Raw genomic sequence first — 25,632 nt, forward strand, 5'->3', positions numbered from 1 at the left:
TAGGTCATCGTCAAGATTAAATTCCGAAACCCCAATTGCGAAAGCAGTTGGGGTTTTGTTTTGCCCGCGGGAAAGTTTTTGCTCGCCGTCGGCGAACAAATTTGCACAGTTATTTTCGAATCAGAACACTAGAATAGATCCCAACTTTTTCGGAGTCAGAGCCCTTATGTCAGATTCGGTTGACGCCCCCGGGCTGTCAGAATTACCGCTGGATGACTTGGTGGCCTGTCATGAGTGCGATCTGCTGATGCGCAAGCCCAAGCTTGCCCACGGCGAAAAAGCCCTCTGCCCACGTTGTGGCTACGAACTGTATGCACACCGCCATAACGTGGTGCAGCGCAGTCTTGCCCTGGTCATTGCCGCACTGCTGCTCTACGTGCCGGCGAACTTTTTGCCCATCATGCAGCTCAATGTTCTGGGGCAATCGTCGCAGGACACTGTCTGGAGCGGTGTTATCGGCCTGTTCAATACCGATATGCGCGGCGTTTCAGTCGTCGTATTCCTGTGCAGCATGGCGATTCCACTGCTGAAACTGCTGTGTCAGTTGATGGTGTTGCTGACGATCCGTTTCAACATCGGTCGTAGCTACGGCCTGTTGCTCTACCGCATTTATCACCACCTCAAAGACTGGGGCATGCTCGAGGTCTACCTCATGGGCGTCCTGGTCGCGATCGTCAAACTGGCGGACATGGCGGCCATCACCGTGGGCCTCGGTCTGGCGTGTTTCATCGGCTTGTTACTGGTTCAGGTCTGGCTCGAAGTGGTGATGTCACCGCACCAGATCTGGCAGGCGTTATCAGGAGAGGATGCCCATGCGGGCGATTGATGCAGGCATTCTGATCTGTACCGAATGCCACGAACTGAACAGGCAGGATACCGAAAGCGATGTTCAGACCTGCACCCGATGCGGTGCGCTGGTTCATGCGCGGCGCCCGAACAGTCTCGCCCGAACCTGGGCGTTGCTGATCACTGCGGCGATTATCTACATCCCGGCCAACGTACTGCCGATCATGACAGTCAGCTCTCTGGGCCAGGGTGATCCGAGCACGATCATGTCTGGTGTGATCCAGTTGGTGCAGCACGGCATGATTCCGATCGCTGCCGTGGTGTTCATCGCCAGTATTTTGGTGCCGACATTCAAACTGGTGGGTATCGCGCTGTTGCTGTTTTCGGTGCAGCGCCGCCAGCCCTTGTCCGCACGTCAACGGATCTGGATGTACCGCTTCATCGAGTTCATCGGCCGCTGGTCCATGCTCGATATTTTCGTGATCGCCATTCTGGTGGCGGTCGTCAACTTCGGCCGGCTTGCCAGCGTCGAAGCCAATCTTGGCGCCATCGCCTTCGCCAGTGTGGTGATTCTGACGATGCTCGCCGCTGTCACTTTCGATCCCCGACTGATTTGGGATAACACGGAGTCGGACGCCGACCATGACTGATTTGCCTGTAGCGAAAACCCGACCGGCTTCGAACTGGTCTGCCATTTGGGTACTGCCCCTGATTGCCCTGATCATCGGCGGCTGGCTGGGATGGCGTGCCTACAACGAAACCGGCATCGAGATTCAGGTGCGCTTCGAAAGCGGTGAAGGTATCCAGGCCAACAAGACCGAAGTGGTCTACAAAGGCATGCCCGTCGGCAAGGTCAAAGCCCTCAAGCTCGACGACGAAGGCGGCACCAAAGGCGTGATCGCCACCATCGAAATGAACAAGGATGTCGATCAATACCTGAAGACCAGTACCCGCTTCTGGCTGGTCAAACCGAGTGTGACACTGGCTGGTATCACCGGTCTGGAAACCCTGGTATCGGGTAACTATGTCGCGATCAGCCCGGGTGAAGGCGAGCCGACCCGCAAGTTCAAGGCCCTGGCCGAAGAGCCGCCGCTGTCGGACTCCAAACCCGGACTGCACCTGACGATCAAGGCGGATCGCCTGGGTTCGCTGAACCGTGGCAGCCCGGTGTTCTACAAGCAGATCAAGGTTGGCCAGATCAAGAGTTACGTGCTGTCGGAAGACCAGAGCACTGTCGAACTCAAAGTGTTCATCGAGCCGACCTACGCCAAACTGGTGCGTAAACATACGCGCTTCTGGAACGCCAGCGGCATCAGCATCGACGCCAACCTGTCCGGGGTGAAAGTGCGCAGCGAGTCCCTGGCCAGCATCGTCGCCGGCGGTATTGCCTTCGCTACGCCGGAGAACCGCAAGGACAGCCCGCCGACCGATCCGAGCCTGCCGTTCCGCCTCTACGAAGACTTCGATGCGGCCGCCGCCGGCATCCGCGTGAAGGTCAAACTCAGCGATTTCGAAGGCTTGCAGGCCGGGCGTACCCCGGTGATGTACAAGGGCATTCAGGTCGGTAACCTGAAAGCGCTGAAGATCGATCCGGATCTGTCCAGCGCCACCGCTGAATTGACCCTCGATCCTCTGGCTGAAGAGTATCTGGTCACCGGCACCCAGTTCTGGGTGGTCAAGCCGTCGATTTCCCTGGCCGGCATCACCGGTCTGGAAGCGTTGGTCAAAGGTAACTACATCGCCGTGCGCCCAGGCGACAAGGGCGGCGCTCCGCAGCGTGAGTTCGAAGCCCGGCCGAAAGCGCCGCCGCTGGACCTCCGTTCACCGGGTCTGCACCTGGTGCTGTTCACCGATACGCTCGGCTCGATCGATGTCGGCAGCCCGATCCTCTACAAGCAGGTCAAGGTCGGCTCGGTGCAGAGCTATCAGTTCTCCAAGACCCGGAAGCAACTGGTGATCGGCGTCCACATCGAGAAGGAATACGAAAACCTGGTCAACGCCTCGACCCGGTTCTGGAACGTCAGCGGGGTCACGTTGACCGGCGGCTTGACCGGCGGCATTCAGGTCAAGAGCGAGTCGTTGCAGACCCTGATGGCCGGCGGCATCGCGTTCGAAACGCCGCAAGCCAAGGCTCCGCTGCAGAAGCGGATTCCGCGCTTCCGTCTGTTCGCCAATCATGATGACGCGAATCAGAAGGGCGCGGTGGTCACCATCAAGGTCGACCGTGCCGACGGTTTGCGCAGCGGCACGCCGATTCGCTTCAAAGGCCTGGATGTGGGCAAGATCGAAAGCGTCGACCTGACCGATGACCTGCAATCGGTGATCCTCACCGCGCGCATCACAGAAGTGCCGGAGAAGATTGCCCGGGTCGGCAGTCAGTTCTGGGTGGTCAAACCGGAGTTGGGGCTGATCAAAACCTCGAACCTGGAAACCCTGGTGACCGGCCAATACCTCGAAGTGCAACCGGCGGCCAAGAACCTCGGCCCGCAGAAGAACTTCGTGGCGTTGGGCAATCCGCCAGAGTTGGCCAAGCAGGAAGCAGGCTTGAGCCTGGTCTTGAGCGCCGCTCGTCGCGGTTCGCTCAAACCGGGTGTGCCAGTGACTTACCGCGAAATCACCGTGGGTAAAGTCACCGGTTATGAACTGGGCCAGACTGCGGATCGGGTACTGGTGCACATCCTGATCGAGCCGAAGTACGCGCCACTGGTACGTAGCGGTAGCCGCTTCTGGAACACCAGCGGTGTCGGATTCGATATCGGTCTGTTCAAGGGCGTGACCGTACGCACGGAGTCTTTGGAGACAGCGATTCAGGGCGGTATCGCCTTCGCCACGCCGGACGGTGAGCGCATGGGCAACCCGGCTCGGGCTGAACAGACCTTCGCGCTGTTCGACAAGTTCGAAGACGAATGGCTGACCTGGGCGCCGAAAATCCCCCTCGGTAAATAATCCCGAGCCCATGAAAAAGGGCCGCGATCCAATGGATCGCGGCCCTTTTTTGTGCCCGTCAGTTACGCATCAAACCGCATCCAGCTCCGGCTCGTCCGCTTCGACATTGACGGTGGCCTTCACCACATCGTGACGGCGGATGTATTTCCAGTCCGCCTCGTCGATGTAGATGCCGGCCGGGCCGCTGCCGCCTTCCAGGTCGATGGCGACACTGGCGCAGACCTGCGGCTTCACGCTCGCCAGAATCGGCACGAAGCCCAGTTGCAGGCTGGTTTCCAGCAATGCTGCCTGGTTCTTCTCGTCGATGTCCGCCGCCTCGTCGAGGTAGTACGGCAGGCGCACGCGACCGGCCAGGTCGCGGTCCATCAAGTGCAGCAACAAGTACATGTTGGTCAGCGCCTTGATGGTCATCGTGGTGCCGTTGGACGCCGCGCCATCGATGTCGGTGTGGATCACCGGCTGGCCGTTGACCTTGGTGATCTCGAACGCCAGTTCGAACAAGTCCTTGAGGCCGAGCTGGTTGTGATTCGCCGCCACCAGCCGCGCCAGGTATTCCTTGGCCTCTTCGTTCTTGTTGTCCTGCTCGGCGCTCTGGCTCAGGTCGAACACCGACAGGGTTTCGCCTTCTTCGTACTGACCGGCGCTGTGGATGATCTGGTCGATGTGCTTGAGCGCTTCCTTGTTCGGCGCGAGCACGATGCGGAAGCTCTGCAGGTTGGACACCTGACGCTTGTTGATCTCGCGGTTGAACAGTGCCAGTTGATGCTCGAGGCTGTCGTAGTCGCTGCGGATATTGCGCAGGGTCCGCGCGATATCGGTCACGGCTGCGCGACGCGCCTTGCCGAGGGTCAGGGCTTCGTCGGTACGGTGCGCATAAGCGTTGATCAGCAACGACAGACGGCGCTCCATGTCGTCTTCGCTGTCGAACTTGGCCACGCCTTTGAGGCGCACTTGCGCGTACAGCGCTTCGATCTGGCCATCGGCACGCAGCAAGCCTTGCCAGCTGTCCTGATAGTCATTGAGCAGCGGCAGCAGGTTGTCCATGGAGTCGTCGACCGGATCCATGAACGGCGTGCCGAATGGCAGATCCGCCGGTAGCAACTGACGGCGACGCAGGGCATCGTCGAGGGTGCGTTGCTTGGCTTCCATGTCGGCGATCTGGCGGCCGACCAGTTGCAGCTTGGCCGACAGTTGCTGGACGCGCTCGGTGAACGCATCGCTGGAACGCTTGAGTTCGTCCTGCGCGGCTTCCATCTGCGCCAGTTGCTCCAGCTTGTCGCCTTCTTCGGCGCTCAGAGTCTGGGTGCGGCGGAAGTCTTCCAAAGCTTTCTGCGCATCCAGCACCTGCTGGTACAGCGCTTCGGTCTGGGTCTTGCTCGCGGCGCGGTCGGCGGCCACGGCTTGCTGGGTTTTCAGTTGCTTGAGTTCTTTTTCCAGACGCTCTTTCTGATCACGCAGCGCGGCACGGTCGGCCAGCGCTTGCAGGGCCGGCGGCTCGATGTGCGAGATGTCGATCGACAGACCCGGCACTTCGAAACGCTCGCCCTTGAAGCCGTCGAGGATCAGCTCGACCGATTTGACCCACTCGCCGTCCTCGTCGAGGGTGATGCCGTGTTCGCCCAGCGGCAGGCTGAACAGCGCGCTGTTGAACAGACGCATCAGGCGTTCGACGTCCTGTTGCGAGAACTCTTCACGCAGGCGGGCGTAGCTGTTGTTGTCGGCGTGATCGAGTTGCTGTTTCACCGACTTCAGGCGTTTTTCCAGATCCCGCAGACGCTCCTCGAGATCCTCGGCGCTGAATTGACGGGACTGCGCCAGCGCACCGGCCAGTTCATCGTGAGCGTCCTTGGCGGCCAGCAGTTGCTGCTCCAGTACCTTGACGTCATCGACCAGCGCAAAGCGGTTTTTCAGCACCGACAACTCACCGAGCCAGCGCTGGATACCGGAGATTTCCCGCTCCAGACGCATCAGCTCCTGAGTGCCGCCGCGCTGATCGTTTTGCAGGTCGTCCTGCTCGCGACGGTAATGTTCGGCCTGGATCGCCAGTTCTTCTTTGCGCGCACCGGCGTAATCCGACCAGGTGCCGAGCAACGAATCGAGCAGTGGCGACAGGCGATGCAGCTTGCCGCGCAGCACGTCGCGCTGTTTCACGCCGTTGGCCAAGGCTTCGACCAGCGGGCCGGCCGCAACCAGCGAGTTGTAGTCCTGTTCCATGCGACGCACGTCGCGGAAAGCTTCTTCGCACGCGGCGATGTAATCGACGCTGCCGGAACGCAGGCTGTGTTCGAAGGCATCGAGGAACAATTGCTTGAGCTTGGCTGCGGTGATTTCGCGCATGTGCAGCAGGTTGATGAACAGCGCGCGGAAAGTCTTCAGGCTCTGCTCGCTGGTGGAGCGCAGCGGGATCAGGGTCAGATCCAGCGGGATCGACGTATGACCGCCAACCAGCAAACGGCGCAGTTCATCAGGCTTGAGTTCGTAGGCTTTCAGGCCTTCCTTTTCAAGGTTGCTGAACAGTTCTTTCTGACGCAGGCAGGTGTCGTTTTTCTGGTAGTGCGCCAGATCGAGCTTGCCGGCGTAGGCAAAGAACTGGTGACCGAAACCGCCACCCGGGCCGCGACCGACCACGCCGATCACGTGCGGGCCGTGGGGCAGGTTCACTTCGACGAGGATGTAGCTGGTGTCGGAGGCAAAGTAGAAACGCCGGGATTGTTCCAGGCTGTACTTGCCGAAACTCATGTCTGACATGCGCGCCAGGATCGGGAACTGCAAGGCGTTGATCGAGGCGGATTTACCGAGGTTGTTCGCGCCGTAGACCGACAGCGGTTCTTCCAGCGGGAACAGTCCGAGGCTGTAACCGGCTGTGTTCAAAAGGGCAAAGCGGCGGATGCCGTAGCGTTCCTGGCTCATGCGTCGGACTCCTGTTCTTCGGCAATGGCGCGGGCCAGTGCGTCTTCTTCGCTCTCTTCCTCAAATTCGGAAAGATCGAGTGGATCGTCGGTCTCGAGGAATTTGGCTTCGGCTTCTTCGTCGATCAGCACCGGTGCCGGCAGCGGCAGCACGCTGTGAACGCTGGCTGCCAGATCGCGGTCTTGCTGAACCGAGAGGCAGACGTCGAGGAAACGGTGCATCGGCGGCAGGAAGCGGTACACGCCGTTTTCTTCACTGGCGAAGCCAAGCTGGGTCATGCGGCGCATGATCTTTTCTTCGAGCTCTTCAACGGTCTGTACTTCGGCCTGGATGAACAGGTCGCGGTACTTTTCCAGCAGCGACGGCAACTCTTCGCGGCCGAGGCTGCCGCCGTCGAGCACAGCGATCGGATCGCGGCCCTGATCGGCCAGATGCTCGACGAGGATGAAGGTGAACAGCGCCAGGCGCTGAGCGGTCTTGTTCACCGCCGCTGCTGCCATGTCCGGCACGAAATAGTAGAAACCACGGGTGTCGCAGACCAGTTCGAAACCCAGTGCCTTGAACAGCGTGCGGTACTGGTCCTGGAAGTTCGACAGTTGCGCGTACAGCTCCGGATCGCGGCGGCTGACGTGGTAACCCTTGAACAGCTCGCGGAAGATCGGCGCGAGTTGCGACAGTTCGGAAAGATCAAGATGCATTGGGGATGCTCGCAGAATCCTCGGCGGCGGTGTCGGCGGCCGAGAGCAGGGCGAAGGAGCGCAGGCTGACCTGGTGCTCGTGTGTGTGGTATTCGCGGCGTTCCAGACGCTCGCGCTTGAAGCGTTTTTCCCGCGACAGGCGCGAGAACCAGTAAAGCAATTCGTCGGTCGCGCCGTCCGGTTCCTGCTCCAGCAGCCAGGTCATCAGATCCGGCATTGGCAGGGATTCTTCGCAACGGTCGACCATTTCGCGCACCGTGCGCGGTGCGCGCGGGGCTTCGCCTTTCTGTGTCTTGTGCGCCTTGGGGAAGCGCGCCGGTTTCGGCTCGAAACGGGCGAGGGCGTAGACGTAGGCCTCGACCTGACTGGCGCTGCCAAGGAAGGTGCTTTGCGGCCGGGTGAACAGCGGCATCGCGGCTTGCGGTACGGCGTCGATGCCTTTGCGGCGGATCGCGGCCAGCGCCAGCGCAGCACCACGGGTCACGGCGTTGTGCCGGCGAGCTTCTTCACGCAACGGCAGCAGCAATTCCCGGGCATGACGCAGGGTCAGCTGGGCGCTGGTCTGCATCTCGAGGATGCGCGCGTGGGTGCGCAGCAGCATGTCGTCATCGACCAGATGGCCGAGGCGCTGCTGTTCGCTGAGCATCTTCAGCAGCACGGTTTCGACCTTGCGTACGCCTTGTTCGAAGGCGCCGTCGGCGTTCACCAGATCAATCATCGGCTCGACGTATTCGTCCCAGGTCGCCAGTACTTCGGCGTAACGCTGACGCAGCGGAATCTGCCGGTCGCTGGTCTTGGCCCGCTCGGCCACGGCCACCAGTGCCTGTTCGTCATTGTCGAGTTTCTTCAGAACGTCGCGCACGCGCATGTCGAGCAGGCGCAGCTGACGCGCCAGATCATTGCCGTCGCGAATGTCGAACGCATCCTGGATGTAACCGGCCAGACGCTCGAGGTGACGCAGGTAAGCTTCGATTTCCAGGCACAGGCCGAGTCGGTGTTCCCGACGCAGGTAGGCGAGGAAGTCGTGAATCTGCGCGTTCAGCTCGAAACGGTTCGGGCTTTTGGCCACGGGCACCAGAATGTCGAGGCGAATCCACACGTCGAGCAGACTGGTGATGTCCTGCGGCGTGCTGTCCAGTTGTTGGGCGGCCAGTTGCGTGCGCAGTTCGTTGAGGCTCAGGGTGCCTTGGTCGAAGTGCTCGCACAGTGGCTCCAGAAGTGCCCAGTGTTCAGCGAGGGCGCGCAAGACGCGCTTGGGTTCGATCATCGGAATGGCCGGCTGGTTGGCGATTAAAAGCCGCGATTGTACTGCATCACGCGGGATGCGATTCACTCTCGGGACGGGCTGTCGCTTTTCTTTGCGTCAAGGTATCGGTCAAGACTATCGATCAACAGCGGGCGATCTTGAGCGAAGGGCGGTAGAATCAGCGCACTTCAGTTATCCACAAGTGGCCGACCCTTGCTAATCGAGTCCCGCCGCCGCGCCTATTTGAACGCCATGCAGGTGGTCAACTGGCTGCCGCGCACCGAATTGCCCTTTGCCGCGCCGTCACGGCCCGAGCTGCTGGACGTTGCCGAGCCCGAGCCTGACGTCCCGGTGTTCGTGGCACCTGCGCCGCAGGCCGATGCGCCGGTGCAGCCTGCCGCGCGTCCGGTCGAACGGCCGAAGATCGAGGTCCCGCGACCTTCGCTGGCCAGCACCCGCACGGGCGCCAAGCCGGTGGAAGAAGTCGACGAAACACCTGTGGTGGTCAAACCGGCGCCGGTCCCGCCACCGCGTTTTACTCTGCAATTGCTGCGGGCCGGTCGTTGCCTGTTGCTGGTGGAGTTACCCACAGGCGATTCTTTCCAGTCCCGCGATCCGGCGTACCTGTTGCTCAAGGACATGCTGCGCGCCGCCGGTCTGCCGGATGCGCCGCAGATCGTCGGTGATCCGGTGCGCTGGCCATTGCTGGTGCGCGGCACGATGGATCAGGGGCCCGAAGCGGCCCGGGATTTCGTCCAGGGTTTCCTGTCGGTTCAAATGGAGGCGGCGCCGTGCGCCTGCCTGTGGCTGATCGGCCTGCCGGCGGTGCGTTTTGCCGGCGAAGCGGATGCCGAAGCGTTCAACCGCGAATTGCAAATCGAGGGTCTTGGCCTGGCGTGGGCCGTGCCGGGGCTTGAATTGTTGATGGAAGAGCCACAGCGCAAGGCCGCCGTGTGGCAAGCCATGCGTCGGCTGATGGCGCGCTGGAAAGAATCGAATGAGTGACGCTGTAACGTTCCGCCCGATGGTCGAAGCCGATCTGGATGCCGTACTGAAGATTGAATTTGCGGCCTACAGCCATCCATGGACTCGCGGGATCTTTCTCGACGGGCTGGGCAAATACCAGATCTGGCTGATGTTCGAAGGCGAGCAACAAGTCGGACATGGCGTGGTGCAGATCATTCTGGATGAGGCGCACCTGCTCAACATCACGGTCAAACCGGAAAATCAGGGCCGGGGCCTTGGGCTGACATTGCTCGAACACCTGATGTCTCGCGCCTATGCCGCGGATGCCCGGGAATGTTTCCTCGAAGTGCGCGACAGCAATACCTCGGCCTTTCGCTTGTATGAGCGCTATGGCTTCAACGAAATCGGCCGGCGCCGGGATTACTACCCGGCGGTGGGCGGGCGTGAAGACGCCGTAGTCATGGCCTGCACCCTGGTGGATTAAGCGTTGATCGCCATCGCGGGTCACCCCGCGATGGCGTTCTTTCAGGTCATCCGCGCTTGCCATCCATCGGATCGCGCCGTGCCATTTCCGCTTCATCCAGCCCGTCCCCGCCGCCAATGTCGTCCTCATCGACAATGCTCAAGTCCCAATCCGCCTGATTGCCTGATCCTGGCTCGTCCGCATCCCGCGCGCCGTCCTCATGGATCAGGGTTTCCGGGCTCAGATCATCGTCGGTCGGCTCGTGATCAGCCACTGAAGCGCCGGTCAGGCCCGCCTCACGCACCCGCTTGCGGGGCATCAGCTGTTCACGCTCGGTTTCCGGCAGTTCGTCGCCGATCCTTGCGCTGGGCTGTTCGTCGTCGAAGTCCAGCTCATGCACCGATCCCATGCGGTCTTCGTTATCATCGATGGGCTCCGGCTGCACCGCATCGAAGGGACGTCGTGAATCAGTCATGGCAAATCCTCATACTGTGGGCCTTACTGAGGTGGACTCACCGGGCACACGAGAATTCCAACGAAATCACTTGCGATCCTTTCGTGACCCCGACGGACGGTTGTCTGTCAAAGCAGCGCATCTTTCTTGAGGCCTTACAGCATGCATGACTTACAAGACCTGATTGATAACAACGAGCGTTGGGCTGACGCGATTACCAAGGAAGACCCGGATTTCTTCGCCAAACTGGCCCGCCAGCAGACGCCGGAATATCTGTGGATCGGTTGCTCCGATGCGCGGGTGCCGGCCAACGAGATCGTCGGCATGCTGCCGGGCGATCTGTTCGTTCACCGTAACGTTGCCAACGTGGTGCTGCACACCGACCTCAATTGCCTGTCGGTGATCCAGTACGCGGTGGACGTGCTCAAGGTCAAACACATTCTGGTCACCGGCCACTACGGTTGCGGCGGTGTGCGGGCGTCGATGCAGGATCGCCAGTTCGGTCTGATCGATGGCTGGTTGCGGTCGATCCGCGATCTGTATTACGAAAAACGTGAAGAACTGGCCAAGTTGCCGACCGAAGAAGAGCAGGTCGATCGTCTGTGCGAGCTCAACGTGATCCAGCAAGTGGCCAACGTCGCTCACACCAGCATCATCCAGAACGCCTGGCATCGCGGGCAGAGCCTGTCGATCCACGGTTGCATCTACGGCATCAAGGATGGCCGCTGGAAGAGCCTGAACACGACCATCAGCGGTTTCGAGCAACTGCCGCCGCAATACCGTTTGCGTCCGGTAGAAGCGCAGTAACTCTCCGGTCAGCGCAAACCTTGCCGACGCCAGCTCTGCAAATAGCGCTGGCCTTCAAGATTGGGGGATTCGTCGTAGCCGACGATCCACCCGCGACAGTGTGAAGACCCGCAACCGCAGACGAACTGCCTGAGCAGTTTGTCCTCGGTGGCGGTGTAATCCATGGTCAGCCGGTCGCCGGGCTTAATGTCCCGCAGTGCCCACAGCCATAATTCGCTCATGTCGAGAAACACGTTCGGGTCGCACGAGTGTTCGAACAGTCCGAAAAAGCGCGGATCGTAGATATGAATACCGGGCTGCAGTTGTCGGGTCTGCCGGCAGCGGTAAGGCAGCAGTTGACCCGAGACCCTGCACATTCGGGTGATACGCAGGAATTCCCGGCGCGCCACGACGGCGATGGACATGGCATGGCTGCCTTGAACAATTTCGAAATCAGCTCTGGAGGGGAATCCAAGGCGAACCGGGAGTCCGGCGAAGGGATAAATGCCCTCGGTGTCGCGAGGGGAGCCACTTTGCAGTGCGTAAGTGTTCATAACGTTCCTTGTCGGCCAGGTGTCGCGATTCCCGAGACTGACATCCTGTCAGTCCTTGAGCCCAAGCTTTGAATCCAAGAATCCCGTAAATGACACTAGCGGTCTACTGTCAGATCTGACAGGCGAAATAGACGCTTTCCCGAGTCAGCCAAGGCTGACACGGGAACTTCATGCGTTCGATCAGAAGTGGGGAGCCGGTGCTGCCATGGCCGGCAACGGACCGTTCAGCTGTTGCAGCTGAGTCTTGATCGTCGGGGTCGAGCAGGTGGTCGCTGCCTGCGCTGCGGTTTCGTTACGGATCGAGGTGTAGAACAGTTCGCAGGTCTTGGTTTTCTGCGTCACTTGCCAGGTCTGGGTGCAACTGTTCAGCAAGGTTTTCGGATCGGTGCCCGGTTTGCTGCCCATCCCGGCCTGCCAGCAGGCTGCGCTCAAGTCTTGCCCCATCACTTTCAAACCTGCCGCATCGGCCTTGGCCTGTGCATCGTCACCGGTGTAGTTGGCCGGGTCGGCGGCGTACCAGATGTAACTCGGGTGGTTGGAACCCAGCACCGGCACGTTCACGCCTGCGCTTGGGCTGATGGTGGCCAGGCCCAGTACATTCACGGTCGCGCCGTATTGCTGTTTGATCCAGTTACGCACTGGCGCGCCGAAAGCGACCATCGGCAGAGTGGCGCCTTTGGCGTTCTGACTGACTTCCTTGACCATGGTGGTCTGGTAGTCCTTGAAGTAGTCGTAGACCCCTTCCAGATCCTTGCCGGCGCTGGCGGGCGCGGCAATCGGCGCGATGTCGATGATGGTCTGATAGCCCGGCGTCTGGTCGGCGGGGATGCCGTTGTCGGTCAGCAGCGCAGCCCAGCGGTCGGTGGTGTTGGAGCGCAGGTAATCCTGGGCCTGGGTCAGCGAGTAATCCGGCGGGAAGTGCAGCAGTTCGACGCTTTTACGGTTTTCCAGAGCCATGCCCAGTGGCAGGAACAGATACCAGCTGTACGCCCATTTGCCATCGGCGTTGAGCTTGCTGGCGCCGGTGTAGGCCAGGTCGCCGGCATCCAGCAGCGCGGCCAGCGGCTTGTCATAGCCTTTCGGCACGCCGCTGATCTCGGCGTACAGCTGATGGTTGTCGGTTTTCACCAGCACCTTGGCGTTGGCATAACCATCGCGCTGCACACTTTGAGTCAGGTAATGGGCGACAGTCTGCTCAAGCGTCCAGTTGCGAAAGCAGATCACGCTGCAATTGTTGGGATAGGCGAAGAGGCGGGTGACGCGCTCGGTGCTGCCCAGTTTCAGGTCGACATCGGCGTGGGCGGCTGCGCTCAGCGTGAGCGCAGCGAGGGTAAGTCCTGCGAGTTTGAACATGCTCAGATCCTTTTCAGCGTGGGTTCCCCGTTGGTCGGGTGCGCCACATATTGGATCAGCCGGGTGATGGCGAGAAGCCGTCAGTCACAGTTTTTTGAGCTGTACCGCAGGACCTGTCCTCAGACCTTGAAATGCAGGGCGTTGGTCAAGTCGCCCATCGGCTTCTGACCCCGGCCGGTCATTGCATCGTCACGCTGCTTGATACCCGCCAGAGTCTCCAGCTGAAACACCCGGGTGATCAGGCGCAGGATCGAAGCGGTGTCATAGACCGTGTGATCCACCGTGCCTTTGCGGGCAAACGGTGAAACCACCAGCGCCGGTACTCGCGAACCCGGCCCCCAGCGATCGCCCTTGGGCGGCGCGACGTGGTCCCACCAGCCGCCGTTTTCATCGACGGTCACGATCACCACCATGTTTTTCCACTGTGGACTTTCCCGCAGCACTTTCAGGGCACGGACGATGTGGCGGTCGCCGGAGGCCACGTCGGCGTAACCGGCGTGCATGTTCAGGTTGCCCTGGGGTTTGTAGAAGCTCACGGCCGGCAACTTGCCCGCTTCGGCATCGGCGAAGAACTTGTTGGTGCTCGATTCATCGCCCAGACCGGCGTCGCGCAGGCGTTTGCTGCGCTCTTCGGGATGCTCCGGGCCTTGCTGCTGGAAGTAATTGAACGGCTGGTGGTGATACTGGAAGTTGGGGATTTTCGGGATACCGCCGGAATCCTTGTACTGATCCAGCGTCGCCTGCCAGGCACCGGCGTACCACGCCCAGTCGACGTTCTTCTTCGACAGCTTGTCGCCAATGTGTTCGTGGGTCTGGGGCACCAGGACGTTCGGCAGATCGGCTTTGGAATACGCCGGACGCTCCGGGTCGCGAATCCACGTCGGCCAGTAGGGCGGGGCGAGTGTATTGACCCCGTAACCGTCCGGAGTCAGCGCGCTTGGGCCGAACTGCGGCGGGCCGGTCATGGCGCTGGCCGGTGATTGCTCCAGCGGCTTGAGGCGTGGATCGGCCGGGTCGTCGCTTTGCAGCGCAGCGATCTGACTCTTGGCGACCGAACTGGCGACGTTCGGGTAGAACGGCGCGGTGGCACTGATCAGATATTGGTGATTGAGGAACGAGCCGCCGAATGCACCCTGAAAGAAGTTGTCGCACAGCACGAATTCCTGGGCCACGTCCCACAGGCGCAGGGAGTAGCGACTCTGGGCGTAGTGACCCATGGTCAGGCCTCCGGAGTCGGCCCAGGCAACGAAGCCGTCGTTCTTGCCACCGTTGATCTGCATCTGGTTCTGATAGAACACGTGCCACAAGTCGCGAGTCACCAGGCCGAGCGGCAAGTCCTCGGCGTTCGGGCCTTTGAGGGCGAAAGGCGCGTTGGGCAGGTTTTCCTGGAACTGGACCGCGCTGGGATAGGTCACGCCATCGAGAGTCTGCGGGCCGATCTGCAACACACCACCCCAGGCCGGCGGCAGGGTCTGCAGCAGGCTGCCGTCGCGGTCACGCTGTTGATAGTCGGCAGGCTTGAGCGCCGACAACGGCTTTTCGACACCGGGGAAATCACCGAACAGGTTATTGAAACTGCGGTTCTCGGCGTAGATCACCACAACGGTCTTCACCTGATCGCGCAGGGCCTTGTCCAGCTCGGCAGGCGAGAGCGGGCGCTCCTCGGGTTTGCCCGGCTGATCACCGGCATTTCCGCACCCTGCCAGCGTGGCGCCCACACCCAGGACAGCGACACCGCCGAGAAAGCGGCGACGGCTGGTGTCGGTGGGATTGTCGGATTCTGGCGAGGAGGGATCTTTGCCGTCTGTGTCGTCGTTCATGTCGAAGTCCGTTTTGCTTAATTGTTTCAGTATGTTTCGGGCGGACGCTAGCAAGGGAATGTGACGGTTGGGTGACAAAAGGTGCGGTGTTTGCCACCCGCCACCACTGCTAGACTGGCGCAGTATTGAATCCGCAGGTGAAACCATGAAGCCTTCCATAGCACTTGATCTGCAACGAGCCGCCATTCGTGAATTGGTCGACCGCTTTCCGACGGCCAATCCTCGCGTGTTCGGTTCGGCATTGTTGGGGACTGACGTGGAAGGTAGTGATCTTGACCTGTTGGTCGACCCACTTCCCGGGGCAACGCTGTTTGACCTTGGCGGGCTTCAGGTTGAGCTTGAAGACTTGTTGGGCATTTCTGTCGATCTGTTGACGCCGGGAGACTTGCCCGTGAAGTTCCGTCAACAGGTACTGGATCAGGCCCGTCCCGTATGATTGAGAATCGAATTGGCGACTACCTCGAACACATGCGCCAGGCTGCGAATGATGCGCTGATCTTTGTCGAGGGGCTGAATAAAGACGAGTTCGTTGAAGATAAGCGCACCCAGCAAGCGGTGATCATGAGTCTGGTCATCATTGGCGAAGCGGCTACCAAGATCATGGATCGTTTCCCGGAGTTCGCTGCTCAAAATAACCAGGTTCCGTGGCGCAGCATGCGCGGTATGCGCAACCGGATCGCTCACGGCTATTTCGATATCAATCTCGATGTGGTTTGGGACACGGTTCAGAGCGCCCTGCCTGAGCTTTTGAAAGTCTTGCCTCTACAGCCAAGCTGATCACGCCTGCTGTAAACAGGCGTGATCACTTCAAATTACGGCATCACCGGCGGCGTATACGCCAATGTCGTCCCCAGCGCCCACAGCAACAGCAGCACCAGCGGCGTGTGCACCAGCAGTTGCACGAACGAGAAGCCGATCAGGTCCCGCGCCTTCAACCCCAGCACGCCCAGCAGAGGCAGCATGTAGAACGGGTTGATCAGGTTCGGCAGGGCTTCGGCGGCGTTGTAGATCTGCACCGCCCAGCCCAGGTGATAGTTGAGGTCGTTGGCCACCTGCATCACGTACGGCGCCTCGATGATCCACTTGCCGCCTCCGGACGGAATGAAGAAACCGAGAATCGCCGAGTACACGCCCATCAGCAGCGCATAGGTGTCGTGGGAAGCGATGCTGACGAAAAAGGTCGAGATGTGGTGGGCCAGGGTCTGGGCGTCGGTGCCCTTGACCGTGGTCATCAGCGCGGCAATCGAGCCGTACAGCGGGAACTGGATCAGCACGCCGGTGGTGGTCGGCACCGCTCGCGCCACCGCATCGAGGAAGCTGCGCGGGCGCCAGTGCAGCAACGCGCCAAGCATGATGAACAGGAAGTTGTAGGTGTTGAGCCCGGAAATCGCGGTGATTGCCGGTTTGGTCGAGAACTCATGGAACAGCCATCCGGCCGCCAGCAGCACCAGCACGATGATCAGCAGCGGACTGTGCTCCAGCCATTCGCCGGGCCGGGTCCGCGGTTGTAGGGGCGGCAGGTTGAAGGCTGGGTCGATGCCACAAGCCTTGGCATCACGTGCCGAGTTCGGACCCGGTGCGGTGGCGTAGGCGATGATGATCGAGATCACCACCAGCGCCAGCAGCATCACTCCCGACTGCCAGAGAAAAATCGTCTGGGTGAACGGAATCACCCCGGTGATCGACAGAATCGACGGCGGCAGGCTGGCGGGGTTGGCTTGCAACTGTGCGGCAGACGACGACAAGCCCAGCGCCCACACGGCGCCAAGGCCCAGATAGGCAGCGGCACCGGCGGCGCGGTAATCCATTTTCAGATCGGTGCGACGGGCGAGGGCGCGCACCAGCAGACCGCCGAATACCAGCGACAGGCCCCAGTTGAGCAATGACGCGACCATTGAGATCAGCGCGACCCAGGCCACGGCGGAGCGGCCGTTCTTCGGGATTCGCGCCAGACGATCGATCAGCTTTACGGCGGGTGGCGAGCTGGCGACTACATAACCGCCAATCACCACGAAAGCCATCTGCATGGTGAAGGGGATCAGGCTCCAGAAACCGTCACCGAACGCCATGGCAGCATCGGTGGGTTTGGCACCCATGGCCAAGGTGGCCAGCGCCACGATGATCACCGCCAGTGCGGCGAACACCCAGGAGTCGGGAAACCAGCGTTCGGCAAAGCTTGAGCAGCGCAAGGCAAAGCGCGCAGAGCGGCTATCTTCGATATCAACGGCCACGGGAGTACCTCGGATTTTTATGTTTATTGTGGTCTTCGGGGCTTGGCCGGCCCGTCTGGACAGGTGCCAACAGTAAATCAACCGGCGGATTTTTGTGACCGTGTTTTGCCGAATCAGACTATGGTCTAACGGGTTGTCCATCGGCCCGTTTGCGTAGACCATGGGCGCCTTGTTTTTTGCCTGTGTCAGAGTTCTTTGCCATGACTGCCAACTCCGAAGCCCGACCGGCGCCATTCAGCCGTTCCGACTACAAGACCCTCGGCCTTGCAGCCTTGGGCGGGGCGCTGGAGATCTACGATTTCATCATTTTCGTGTTCTTCGCCCTGACCCTCAGCCAGTTGTTCTTCCCGCCGGAAATGCCTGAGTGGCTGCGTCTGCTGCAAAGCTTCGGGATTTTTGTCACCGGTTATCTGGCGCGCCCGCTGGGCGGGATCCTGATGGCGCATTTCGCCGACCGGCTGGGACGCAAGAAGGTCTTCAGCCTGAGCATCCTGATGATGGCGCTGCCGTGCCTGCTGATCGGGATCATGCCGACTTATGCACAGATCGGTTATTTCGCACCGTTGTTGCTGCTGGCGCTGCGCATCCTGCAAGGTGCGGCGGTGGGCGGCGAAGTGCCGAGCGCCTGGGTGTTCGTGGCCGAGCATGCGCCGGCCGGGCATCGCGGTTACGCCTTGGGCTTTCTGCAGGCCGGGCTGACGTTTGGTTACCTGATCGGCGCACTGACCGCGACCTTCCTGGCACAAGTCTTCACCCCCGCCGAAGTGCTTGATTACGCGTGGCGCTATCCGTTTCTGCTCGGTGGCGTGTTCGGTGTGATCGGCGTCTGGCTGCGTCGCTGGCTGAGCGAAACCCCGGTGTTCATGGCCATGGAGGCGCAACGTGAGGCTCGGGTCGAACTGCCGTTGCGCACGGTATTGCGCGAGCATCGTCTGGCAATGCTGCCGGCCATGCTCCTGACCTGCGTCCTGACTTCGGCGGTGGTGGTGTTCGTCGTCATCACCCCGACCATGATGCAAAAGACCTTCGGCATGACTGCCGGCCATACCTTTGCATTGAGTGCCCTGGGCATCGTCTTCCTGAACATCGGCTGCGTGATTGCCGGCGGGCTGGTCGATCGCATCGGCGCCTGGCGCACCGTCATGCTGTACAGCCTGTTGTTGCCTCTGGGCATCGGCGTGCTCTACACCTGCCTGATTGTCGGCGGTGACTGGGTCGGTCTGGCCTACGCCATCGCAGGGCTTTGCTGTGGCGTGGTCGGCGCCGTGCCGTCGGTAATGGTCAGTCTGTTTCCGGCCCGTATCCGCGTGTCGGGTATTTCCTTTACCTACAACATTGCCTACGCCGCGTGGGCCAGTGTCACACCGTTGCTGCTGATCGGTCTGATGCCGTGGAGCCCATGGATCTGTGTGATGTTCTGTGCGGTGATGGGCGCGGTGGGCGTCGCCAGTGCGGCGTATTTCGGCTCGCGGATGCCGCGCGCAGGACATTGTCAGGTGGCTGGAACAGCCTGATTTCCCGAGGCGTAACTATTTTTGTAGGACAAGGCTCAAACGCACTTCAGAAAAGATTTCCAAGGCCGATGGTTAGGCTGTAACCCCGCTTTCCATCTAGTCCATCGGTGCTTTCCCATGTTCAACAAACGCCTCAAGCAAGAGCTGGCGGCTCTTCGTGAAGAACTCTCCAGCCTTCTGCAAGTGAAGGAGAGCCTGGAAAGCGAGATGCTGGTGCTGACCCTTGAGCCCGACGGACGGATTCAATCGGTCAACCAGAACTTCCTCAATGAAATGCTCTACAAGAGCCAGGACCTGGTCGGCCGCGCGATCGAAGACATCGTGCCGGCCCATGTGAAGTCCGACGAATTTCATCACCGCTTCAAGTCTGCACTGACCCGGGGCGAGCATTTCGCCGGTGCCGTGCGTCTGTCGCGCGGCAATGGCGAAGAGGCGTGGCTGCGTTCGATCGCTCAGCCGATCCGCTCATCGGACGGACGGATCAAGCATTTCTCGATTTTCTCCAGCGACTTGACCCGCACCATCGAAGCCTCCCGCGAGCACGAGAACCTGATTGGCGCGCTGGTGCGTTCGACGGCGGTGATCGAGTTCGACCTCAACGGTAACGTGCTGAGTGCCAACGACCGGTTTCTCCAGGGGATGGGCTACAGCCTGGCGCAGATCAAGGGCAAACATCACCGTATGTTCTGTGAACCGGATGAGTACAACAGTGCCGAGTACCAGAACTTCTGGCGCCGCTTGAACAACGGTGAGTACGTTGCCGGACGATTCAAGCGCGTCGATCAGCATGGCCGGATCGTCTGGCTGGAGGCGTCCTACAACCCGGTACTCGACGCCAACGAAAAGCTCTACAAAGTGGTGAAGTTCGCCACCGTGATCACCGATCAGGTCAATCAGGAGCAAGCCGTCGCCGAGGCCGCCAACATCGCCTACAGCACGTCCTTGCAGACCGACAGCACCGCCCAGCGCGGAACCCGTGTGGTCACCGAAGCGGTCAACGTGATGCGCGACCTGTCACGGCACATGCAGACCGCCGGTGAAGGCATCGAAGCGCTGAACGAGCAATCGCAGGTGATCGGCACCATCGTCAAGACCATCAGCGGCATTGCCGAGCAGACCAACCTGCTGGCGCTCAACGCCGCCATTGAAGCCGCCCGTGCAGGCGAACAGGGCCGTGGTTTTGCGGTGGTGGCCGACGAAGTGCGGCAACTGGCCTCGCGCACCAGCCAGGCAACCGAGGAAATCGTCGGTGTGGTGCGTCAGAACCAGGACATGGCGCGCAACGCCGTGGCGCTGATGACCGACGGCAAGCTTCAGGCCGAGCAAGGGCTGGCGCTGGCGGCAGAGGCCGGTACGGTGATCGTCGAGATCCAGGATGGCGCGCAGAAAGTAGTGAACGCGGTCGGCCAGTTCGCCAACCAGTTGTCCAGCTGATGCCTGTCAGGCGAAGGGATTGTCCAAGGCGATCCCTTCGCTGTTTTTATCCCGCTACAATCGGCTCTTTTTCCCGGAGCAGATCCCATGAGCGAATCCTTCCGTCGCCCGGTTCCCCTGAACAAAGCCTACCGTTTGCTCAATCACGGGCCGACCGTGCTGGTCAGCGCCGCCCATGACGGGCAGCGCAATATCATGGCTGCCGCCTGGGCCATGCCGCTGGATTTCGAACCGCCGAAAGTCGCGGTGGTGCTGGACAAGTCGACCTGGACCCGGCAATTGCTCGAAGCGTCCGGCACCTTCGTTCTCAACGTTCCTTGCGTGAATCAGGCCGACATTGTGCAGACCGTCGGTTCGACTTCGGGCCTCGAAATCAATCGTGATCAGGGCCGGGACAAGTTTCAGGCCCATGGCTTGCAGACTTTCGCTGGCGAGCAGATCGAGGCGCCGCTGCTCGAAGGCTGCGTGGCGTGGCTCGAGTGTCGGTTGCTGCCGGAGCCGCGCAATCATGAACAGTACGATCTGTTCCTGGCGGAGGTCATCGCGGCGCAGGCTGATTCGCGAGTCTTCAGCGACGGGCGTTGGCATTTTGAAGGGCATGATGAACTGCGCACGCTGCACCATGTGGCAGGTGGGCATTTCCTGACGATTGGCGATCCGGTGGATGGCAAGAATCTGGACGTTTGACGGCTTGTTAATGTTTTGTAGCAATTAATTATTGTTATTCGATAATTTTAATCGCTAGTGTGGCGCTCACATTCATTCTTGTGAGGCTTTCCCATGACCACCAGCGGACTCGTTCGATTCAGTCGGCGCATGGCGACGATGACGTTAATCCTGATCGTCGCAATGCTGCTGCTCAATGCTGTGTTGTGGGTTTACCCACCCTTGGCGGAAAAGGAGGGCTGGGGGCTGGGGTTTGCGCTGAGCGAGCGTCAACTGTCACAAATGGTCGACACCGCAACGCTGTTCCCATGGTGGCAGAAGCTGGGCGGGATCGTGCTGTCGAGTATTCCCCTGCTGGCGCTGGCGTCTGGCTTGAACCATTTGCGCCGGCTGTTTCAGAGCTATGGGCGGGGTGAGTATTTCGCCCGTGAAACGGCCGGTCATCTGGGCAAGGTCGGGCGAGCCGTGGCGATCTGGGTGCTGCTGGATTTCCTCTGTGAGCCGATGCTCAGCTTGTGGGTCACCCAGAATGCGCCGGTCGGTGAGCGGCTGTTCACCCTGAGTATCACGGCTGCTTCGTTCGTCGCATTGTTCCTGGCCGCGTGTATCGCGGTGATTGCGCGGATCCTGTCGCAAGCAAGCGAAGTGGACCGGGAAAACCGCACGTTTATATGAGGTCGACATGCCTATCGTGATTCAACTGGATGTGATGCTCGCGTTGCGCAAGGTCAAATCCAAAGACCTTGCAGCGGCCATCGGCATCACCGAGGCCAACCTGTCGCTGCTGAAACAGGGCAAGGTCAAAGGGCTGCGACTGGCGACGCTGGATGCCATCTGCGAGTACCTCAACTGTCAGCCCGGCGATCTTTTGGTTCGGGTGGCGGATGAGGAGGGCGAAGCCTGAGGGTTCCGGTTGCCAGGCGCAGGTGCTGCTCTGGCAACACGGGGATGGTCAGTGAAGTTTGTCGCAGCAGGCTCCAGGATCAATCCGGGTCGTGCAACGGAATGTAGATTTCAACCACGCTGCGCGGGTCCATCGGGCCGAAGAAACGTTCTCCGCAGTATTCGAACTCGATGCCTTCGGCCGGTGCCATGCCGGCAGCGGGCAGCCATTCGCTATAGGCGGCGCGGAAGGTTTCCGGCAACGTGGTGACGGTGCCGTGGTGTTCAACGCGGGCATAGTCACGCGCCGGTATCCGCAGCTCGACCATGCCTGCGACCAGAGGCGCATCGGCCCCCACCGGCAGTCCGGCGATATAGCGCCACTGGCCGTCCTCCAGCGGTTGGCATACACCGAAGGTGCCGATCGGGTCGTGCAGCCGATCGATCTCACCTTCCCGTGGTACGAAGCGCTGCCACATCTGGGCGATGGTGCCTTCATCTTCCTGCTGCCAGGACATCCCCATGATGCGCAACTCGGGGCAGGCAATGCGCTGAGGTGTCTGCATGGCGGGTAATTCACGATCCGGTTGCGCGAGGTAGCGGGTCAGTTGTCCCAGGATGTTTTCGCTACGCTGGATATCGGCCTTCAACTGCCGAGCGTGGTTTTCAAGGGACTCGCGCAGGTTGATGACGCTGTCCATGCCCCCACTTGAGGCAAGGGAACGAATGTCTTCCAGCGCCATGCCCAATTGTTTGAGCCAGATGATCCGCCCAAGCGTGACAATCTGCTCCGGGCGGTAATAGCGATAGCCGTTGTCACGCCCGGTGACTGCCGGGCTGAACAAACCAATGCTGTCGTAATGACGCAAGGTCTTGGTAGTGAGCCCGTGGCTGCGGGCCATTTGTCCGATGGTAAGCATGAACCTCTCCTGTTGGCTGCTCGGACTCCACATTAAGGATTGCCCTAAGGGCAAGCTCAAGCCCGGGAAAGTGTTCGATCTTATTGCTCTGTACCGGTGATATGCGTTGGGGGCGGCTGGAGCATATCGAGCTTGCTGTACTCGGGCTTTTCTATCAAACCGATTTCATGGGTTTGATCAGACTTTCTGCCGGAATACCGAACAGCTCGTGAAGTTTCCAGATCATGGGAAGCGTCAGGGCGCGCTTGCCATTCAGAACCTCATAAACGCGATTTGTCCGGCCAATTGCGGGAGCGAGATCGGCTGCCGACAGCCCGGACTGCTCCATCCGAAACCTTATGGCATCAATCGGGTTGGGCAGGTCGAGTGGGAAGTGCCTGGCCTCATAGGCCTCGATAAGGGTGATCATGATGTCGAAGTAATCACCCTCAGGCGTGCCGGGTTCTGGCTCATTCTCGAAAAGAGCGGACACGTCTTCGAGCGCCGCACGGTAGTCTTCTTCGGTATGAATCGGACGTATGTTCATGGGTTACTCCATTTCGACGGTATCAGCGTCGATTGCGTCGTACTGTTTGTGAGTGCCGACAAATTTTATGTACACCGCACCAAAGCGGTACGCCACGGCGACAATCAGGCGATAGGAATTGCCTTTGATATTGAATACAACTCTTCGGCTTTTCAGAATGCTGGCGCAAGCAAACTGTGACTTGATATCCACAGGTGTTTTCCAGCTTGCCTTTCTTGCTTCGTCTATCCATGCCAGCAATGGCTGCTCTGCTTCCGGATATTGTTCCCAAAAGACTTTTAGCTGACTGATGGCGATGATTCTCATGGCGTGATCCTAGTCCCGCAGTGGGACTGCTGCAAGTCTGTTGGTGGATTCTGGACAAATGGTTGGTATCAATTGGTGACTTTTACCGATGCTGTCGGCAGTGGAGGGAAAGGGGGGGCGTGAGTGAGCTCAGTGGGTGAAAACTCTATCCCGGACAGCATTTTTCCGGTGTAGGAAAAGGCAATGTGATTCAACCGAATCGGATTCATGGACATACAAAAAAGGCTTACCTCTCGGTAAGCCTTTTTCAGTTGGCAACGGTAACTCAATCCCCCAACGCTTCCCCTTCACGCCGAGGATCCGCCCCACCGGCCAGCGTTGCCTTCCCCTGCGCATCCTTGATCCGCACGATGGCCTGGGTGCCGCTGGTCATGTCGATTTCGTTGACGGTATGGCCCTTGTCCTTGAGCGCCTGGATCAGTGCCGGGGTGAACTGGCCCTGTTCCAGTTCTGTCGGACCGTTGCGGCTGCCGAAGTTGGGCAGGCTGATGGCGCTTTGCGGGTCGAGGTTCCAGTCGAGCAGGCCGACGGTGGTTTTGGCCACGTATTCGATGATCTGCGAGCCACCCGGAGAGCCGACGGTGGCGACGAACTCGCCGCTGCTGCGATCAAAGATCAGGGTCGGTGCCATCGACGAGCGAGGGCGTTTGCCGGGTTCCACACGGTTGGCGACTTTCTGTCCGTTCTCTTCGGGGATGAACGAGAAGTCGGTCATCTGGTTGTTGAGCAAAAAGCCCTGAACCATCAGGTGCGAGCCGAATGCCGCTTCGATGGTGGTGGTCATCGACACCGCGCCACCGAAGTCATCCACCGCCACCACTTGCGAGGTTGAGATGCGTAGCGGCGAGCGATCCGGTGCGTAGGCAACCTGCACGCCCGGTGGGGTGCCGGGCTTGGCGGTACCCATGCTGCGTTCGCCGATCAGGCTCGCGCGGCTGGCCAGATAACCCGGATCGACCAGACCTTTGACCGGCACCGGTACGAAGTCGGTATCGGCCACATATTGCGCGCGGTCGGCGTAGGCCAGTCGTTCGGCTTCGGCGATCAGGTGGACGGCTTGCGGCGCAGGTTCGAGGCCGGCCGGTTTATCGGTTTGCGCCGGTTTGAGCGGTGTCAGGGACAGACGCGGGTCGCGGGTTTCCAGCGCCTGCAAGGTGCCGAGAATCTGCGCCACCGCAATCCCGCCTGATGACGGCGGCGGCATCCCGCAAACCTGCCAGCGCTTGTAGTCGGTGCACAGTGGTGCGCGCTCCTTGGCCTGATAGTGCTGAAGGTCGTTCAGTGACAGGCTGCCGGGATTGGCGTGGCCCTGGACCTTGGCCACGATTTCTTCGGCGATCGGGCCTTTGTACAGAGCGTCCGCTCCTTCGTTGGCGATGCGTTTGAGCACGGCGGCCAACGCCGGGTTTTGCAGTCGGGTGCCGACGGCTTTGACGCTGCCGTCGCTGTTCAAGAAATACCTGGCCATGTCCGGCGAACGACGCACCACCGGGTCGGACTCCAGCAGCGAATGCAGGCGAGGGGAGATCGCAAAGCCCTGTTCGGCCAGTTTGATTGCCGGTGCAAACAATGTCGCCCACGGCAAGCGGCCCTGTTGTTTGTGCGCCAGTTCCAGCGCACGCATCACACCCGGTGTGCCGACAGAGCGTCCGCCGATCTGCGCCTGCGGGAACGGCATCGGTTTTCCATCGGCCTGCAGGAACAGCTTCTCGGTCGCGCCGGCCGGTGCGGTTTCGCGACCGTCGTAGGTGCGCACCTGCTTGCCATCCCACAGCACGATCATCGCGCCACCGCCGATCCCGGAGGATTGCGGTTCGACCAGGGTCAACACGGCTTGCATCGCGATGGCGGCATCGATGGCCGAGCCACCCTGACGCAACATCTCGCGACCGGCTTCGGCAGCCAGCGGATTGGCAGCGGCGGCCATGTGTTTTTCGGCATGGCTGGCTTGCAGGTCAGTGCGGTAACCAGAGGCGGCTTCCGGCGCCAGCGGCAAGGTCGAGGAGGGCGGTGCATTGCAGGCGGTGAGGGTGATGGCGCTGACGATCAGCGTCAGGGCCGGCAGGCGAAAGCGGCTCAGGGGCAGGGCTGGAAACACGCGGGGCTCTCCGTCCGTGGGATAAAAGTCTGACGGACTGTATCGGCCGACCGTGCAGGACGCAAACCGTCGG

General features: G+C 60.5%; 24 protein-coding genes and 2 pseudogenes. 14 read left to right on the forward strand and 12 right to left on the reverse strand.

Features of this window, described 5'->3' with window-relative positions:
• Positions 1-166: 166 nt before the first annotated feature.
• Genes AC07N4_RS27915 through AC07N4_RS27925 form a run of 3 tightly spaced genes read left to right on the forward strand, consistent with a single transcriptional unit; the run spans position 167 to position 3,732 of the window.
• Positions 167-826 (forward strand): paraquat-inducible protein A, encoded by a 660-nt coding sequence (locus tag AC07N4_RS27915; RefSeq protein WP_096822658.1) that lies wholly within the window; start codon positions 167-169, stop codon positions 824-826.
• Positions 813-1,436: a paraquat-inducible protein A gene (locus tag AC07N4_RS27920; RefSeq protein ID WP_096822659.1), complete on the forward strand. Its 624-nt coding sequence runs from the start codon at positions 813-815 to the stop codon at positions 1,434-1,436. Before AC07N4_RS27915 ends, AC07N4_RS27920 begins: the two co-directional genes overlap by 14 nt.
• The gene (locus AC07N4_RS27925) at positions 1,429-3,732 is read left to right on the forward strand and encodes a PqiB family protein (RefSeq protein WP_493066642.1); all 2,304 of its coding nucleotides are present in this window, start codon (positions 1,429-1,431) and stop codon (positions 3,730-3,732) included. The genes AC07N4_RS27920 and AC07N4_RS27925 overlap by 8 nt, the downstream gene beginning before the upstream one ends.
• Before the next feature lie 69 nt (positions 3,733-3,801).
• On the opposite strand, the gene mksF is transcribed toward AC07N4_RS27925, so the two are convergent.
• Genes mksF through mksB form a run of 3 tightly spaced genes read right to left on the reverse strand, consistent with a single transcriptional unit; the run spans position 3,802 to position 8,607 of the window.
• A complete protein-coding gene (gene mksF / locus AC07N4_RS27930) occupies positions 3,802-6,642 on the reverse strand; it encodes an Mks condensin complex protein MksF (protein WP_102621194.1) in 2,841 nt (946 codons plus the stop codon).
• Positions 6,639-7,340, reverse strand: a complete 702-nt coding sequence (gene mksE, locus AC07N4_RS27935; protein WP_047599132.1) for an Mks condensin complex protein MksE — start codon at positions 7,338-7,340, stop codon at positions 6,639-6,641. The genes mksF and mksE overlap by 4 nt, the downstream gene beginning before the upstream one ends.
• Positions 7,330-8,607 (reverse strand): Mks condensin complex protein MksB, encoded by a 1,278-nt coding sequence (gene mksB, locus AC07N4_RS27940; protein WP_273539198.1) that lies wholly within the window; start codon positions 8,605-8,607, stop codon positions 7,330-7,332. The genes mksE and mksB overlap by 11 nt, the downstream gene beginning before the upstream one ends.
• 231 nt (positions 8,608-8,838) lie before the next feature.
• On the opposite strand from mksB, the gene AC07N4_RS27945 reads away from it, so the two are divergent.
• Positions 8,839-9,591, forward strand: a complete 753-nt coding sequence (locus AC07N4_RS27945; RefSeq protein ID WP_493066647.1) for an energy transducer TonB — start codon at positions 8,839-8,841, stop codon at positions 9,589-9,591.
• Positions 9,584-10,036: a ribosomal protein S18-alanine N-acetyltransferase gene (rimI, locus tag AC07N4_RS27950; protein ID WP_096822667.1), complete on the forward strand. Its 453-nt coding sequence runs from the start codon at positions 9,584-9,586 to the stop codon at positions 10,034-10,036. The genes AC07N4_RS27945 and rimI overlap by 8 nt, the downstream gene beginning before the upstream one ends.
• Positions 10,037-10,082: 46 nt before the next feature.
• Here the strand turns inward: rimI and AC07N4_RS27955 are convergent, their stop codons facing one another.
• Complete coding sequence (locus AC07N4_RS27955; protein WP_493066641.1) at positions 10,083-10,490, reverse strand: serine kinase/phosphatase; 408 nt, start codon at positions 10,488-10,490, stop codon at positions 10,083-10,085.
• A 141-nt stretch (positions 10,491-10,631) separates the two neighbouring features.
• On the opposite strand from AC07N4_RS27955, the gene can reads away from it, so the two are divergent.
• A complete protein-coding gene (can, locus tag AC07N4_RS27960) occupies positions 10,632-11,276 on the forward strand; it encodes a carbonate dehydratase (RefSeq protein ID WP_096822671.1) in 645 nt (214 codons plus the stop codon).
• Between the two features lie 8 nt (positions 11,277-11,284).
• Here can and AC07N4_RS27965 read toward each other — a convergent pair whose 3' ends face one another.
• The 3 genes from AC07N4_RS27965 to AC07N4_RS27975 all read right to left on the reverse strand — a co-directional run bounded on the left by AC07N4_RS27965 (position 11,285) and on the right by AC07N4_RS27975 (position 14,982).
• Positions 11,285-11,809: an SET domain-containing protein-lysine N-methyltransferase gene (locus tag AC07N4_RS27965; protein WP_096822673.1), complete on the reverse strand. Its 525-nt coding sequence runs from the start codon at positions 11,807-11,809 to the stop codon at positions 11,285-11,287.
• A 180-nt stretch (positions 11,810-11,989) separates the two neighbouring features.
• Positions 11,990-13,162 carry a hypothetical protein gene (locus tag AC07N4_RS27970; RefSeq protein ID WP_096822675.1) on the reverse strand — a complete coding sequence of 391 codons (1,173 nt, stop codon included), beginning with the start codon at positions 13,160-13,162 and terminating at the stop codon, positions 11,990-11,992.
• Positions 13,163-13,281: 119 nt separating this feature from the next.
• A complete protein-coding gene (locus AC07N4_RS27975) occupies positions 13,282-14,982 on the reverse strand; it encodes an acid phosphatase (protein WP_096822676.1) in 1,701 nt (566 codons plus the stop codon).
• A gap of 145 nt (positions 14,983-15,127) precedes the next feature.
• Between AC07N4_RS27975 and AC07N4_RS27980 the strand changes: the two genes are divergently transcribed.
• Both AC07N4_RS27980 and AC07N4_RS27985 read left to right on the forward strand, forming a co-directional pair.
• Positions 15,128-15,418: a nucleotidyltransferase family protein gene (locus AC07N4_RS27980; RefSeq protein ID WP_493066640.1), complete on the forward strand. Its 291-nt coding sequence runs from the start codon at positions 15,128-15,130 to the stop codon at positions 15,416-15,418.
• A complete protein-coding gene (locus AC07N4_RS27985; RefSeq protein ID WP_493066639.1) occupies positions 15,415-15,759 on the forward strand; it encodes a HepT-like ribonuclease domain-containing protein in 345 nt (114 codons plus the stop codon). The genes AC07N4_RS27980 and AC07N4_RS27985 overlap by 4 nt, the downstream gene beginning before the upstream one ends.
• Before the next feature lie 35 nt (positions 15,760-15,794).
• Here AC07N4_RS27985 and AC07N4_RS27990 read toward each other — a convergent pair whose 3' ends face one another.
• Positions 15,795-17,213, reverse strand: coding sequence for a short-chain fatty acid transporter (locus AC07N4_RS27990; protein WP_102621203.1), 1,419 nt, complete (start codon positions 17,211-17,213; stop codon positions 15,795-15,797).
• A gap of 200 nt (positions 17,214-17,413) precedes the next feature.
• Here AC07N4_RS27990 and AC07N4_RS27995 point away from each other — a divergent pair, with 200 nt between their 5' ends.
• The 6 genes and pseudogenes from AC07N4_RS27995 to AC07N4_RS28020 all read left to right on the forward strand — a co-directional run bounded on the left by AC07N4_RS27995 (position 17,414) and on the right by AC07N4_RS28020 (position 21,731).
• Positions 17,414-18,727: an MFS transporter gene (locus AC07N4_RS27995; protein WP_493066638.1), complete on the forward strand. Its 1,314-nt coding sequence runs from the start codon at positions 17,414-17,416 to the stop codon at positions 18,725-18,727.
• 207 nt (positions 18,728-18,934) lie between these two features.
• Positions 18,935-19,621: pseudogene (locus AC07N4_RS28000) on the forward strand (PAS domain-containing protein); the annotation flags it as partial.
• A gap of 108 nt (positions 19,622-19,729) precedes the next feature.
• A pseudogene (locus AC07N4_RS28005) lies at positions 19,730-20,161 on the forward strand (methyl-accepting chemotaxis protein); the annotation flags it as partial.
• Positions 20,162-20,248: 87 nt separating this feature from the next.
• Positions 20,249-20,848: a flavin reductase family protein gene (locus AC07N4_RS28010; RefSeq protein WP_493066637.1), complete on the forward strand. Its 600-nt coding sequence runs from the start codon at positions 20,249-20,251 to the stop codon at positions 20,846-20,848.
• Between the two features lie 93 nt (positions 20,849-20,941).
• Positions 20,942-21,502: a DUF2975 domain-containing protein gene (locus AC07N4_RS28015; protein ID WP_102621207.1), complete on the forward strand. Its 561-nt coding sequence runs from the start codon at positions 20,942-20,944 to the stop codon at positions 21,500-21,502.
• Positions 21,503-21,509: 7 nt separating this feature from the next.
• Positions 21,510-21,731, forward strand: coding sequence for a helix-turn-helix domain-containing protein (locus tag AC07N4_RS28020; RefSeq protein WP_102621208.1), 222 nt, complete (start codon positions 21,510-21,512; stop codon positions 21,729-21,731).
• A 79-nt stretch (positions 21,732-21,810) separates the two neighbouring features.
• On the opposite strand, the gene AC07N4_RS28025 is transcribed toward AC07N4_RS28020, so the two are convergent.
• The 4 genes from AC07N4_RS28025 to ggt all read right to left on the reverse strand — a co-directional run bounded on the left by AC07N4_RS28025 (position 21,811) and on the right by ggt (position 25,559).
• On the reverse strand, positions 21,811-22,629 hold the full coding sequence (locus AC07N4_RS28025) for a MerR family transcriptional regulator (protein WP_493066636.1): 819 nt from the start codon (positions 22,627-22,629) through the stop codon (positions 21,811-21,813).
• A 154-nt stretch (positions 22,630-22,783) separates the two neighbouring features.
• The gene (locus AC07N4_RS28030; protein ID WP_273537701.1) at positions 22,784-23,155 is read right to left on the reverse strand and encodes a helix-turn-helix domain-containing protein; all 372 of its coding nucleotides are present in this window, start codon (positions 23,153-23,155) and stop codon (positions 22,784-22,786) included.
• Between the two features lie 3 nt (positions 23,156-23,158).
• Positions 23,159-23,461, reverse strand: coding sequence for a type II toxin-antitoxin system HigB family toxin (locus AC07N4_RS28035; RefSeq protein WP_085709278.1), 303 nt, complete (start codon positions 23,459-23,461; stop codon positions 23,159-23,161).
• A 265-nt stretch (positions 23,462-23,726) separates the two neighbouring features.
• Positions 23,727-25,559, reverse strand: coding sequence for a gamma-glutamyltransferase (gene ggt, locus AC07N4_RS28040; protein ID WP_493066635.1), 1,833 nt, complete (start codon positions 25,557-25,559; stop codon positions 23,727-23,729).
• Positions 25,560-25,632: the final 73 nt, after the last annotated feature.

The organism is Pseudomonas sp. GW821-FHT09E04 (assembly GCF_059416185.1).